Annotated in this window: 1 protein-coding gene; it reads left to right on the plus strand. The window is 52.1% G+C overall.

Annotation, left to right across the window (positions count from 1 at the left end; translation table 11 throughout):
• Positions 1–512 precede the first annotated feature (512 nt).
• Complete coding sequence (locus B042_RS25845) at positions 513–1,088, plus strand: hypothetical protein (RefSeq protein ID WP_155989171.1); 576 nt, start codon at positions 513–515, stop codon at positions 1,086–1,088.
• Positions 1,089–1,251 lie beyond the last annotated feature (163 nt).

Raw genomic sequence — 1,251 nt, forward strand, 5'->3', positions numbered from 1 at the left:
CCGGTACGTGGGTGCGGGTGTCCGCGGTCGGGGCCTGGACACAGCTCGCGACGGTCCATAACCTGACCGTCCAGGGCGTCCACACGTTCCACGTGGCTGTCGGAGAAACAGACACTCTCGCTCACAATCAAAGCGGCTCTTGTCCTGCAAACCTTAAGGGTACAGTTGATGGTCTTCATGATCTGCTTCCCTCTGCTGCGCAGAGCAGAAGAACAACTGCTGGCGCCAGGGGTGTGGACGGAGAAGGGGCTGTTTATGATGTGTATGCTGCAGGTGGAACAGCTAATATGAGTGCTGCACAGAGGGCTGCCGCGCCGGGGTTGACAGTTAGCACTGGACGCAGGAACGTTCATGCGGAAGTCGCTGCACTCGATGGCTTGGATGCTACCGGAGGATCTCCGTCGCAGGTTGCTGCGAGCAGGCCTTTCTGTGCGGCATGTCAGCAAGAAATAACTAATCGAGGAGGGACGATCTTTGGTGATTCATTTGCCGTTTGGTTTCGATGACATCTGATGGAAAATTCTCGTAAAATTTTGCTCTCTGACGGTGCAGGTTTGGGTATGAGGGCTGCTGGAGTTCTCGCCCTTATGTTTGTTGGTGCCCTTAGGCGGCTTCAAGATGAATGCTTTTTAGAGAGGGGTGATATTTCTGCTTGTGTCGAGGGTGTTTGTTCAGAAATTGCTCTCCACGGTGTGATTGTCGAATCCGGCGTGCAAAGGTTTGAAACTTTCTTTGATGCCTTCATGGAGGATTTCGACAGCGATGGTGCAAGTCATCTAGAACAAGCTCTGGCTGACATAATAATTGCGATTAATGAATTGCTCGACATGTCGAATGGCCAGGCTTCTTTGGATTTTATATCTGAATGCTTTGATGATTGGGTTTTTTGGTGGATTGAAGGGGATTTGGATCAGCGTGAGGAGGTTTTGGATGTTGAAGGTGATGCGAGGCTTGTTTGGTATAGGTCCAAAGTTTCCAGGGTTGTTGAGGGGTTCTGCTCTGCTGTCATAGGGGAGGCTGATGTTTCTCAATACATTAAAGAGGCGCGAGATGTCGGAAGGGAGATTTCTTTCTGGGTTGTAGATTGATTTTCATGTGAAATTTTTATATTGTAGCGGAGAGTCAGGAAGCCTGAGGACCTTTGGGGCGACCCGCATGAGGAACGAAACGGGGCCGCGCGGACATCCTCCGCACGGCCCCGTCGCTCTTCTCTCCGATCCGTTCACGCCTCCCACAGGGGGCGGCCGACGT

This window comes from Nocardiopsis sp. CNT312 (assembly GCF_000515115.1).
Lineage (GTDB): Bacteria > Actinomycetota > Actinomycetes > Streptosporangiales > Streptosporangiaceae > Nocardiopsis.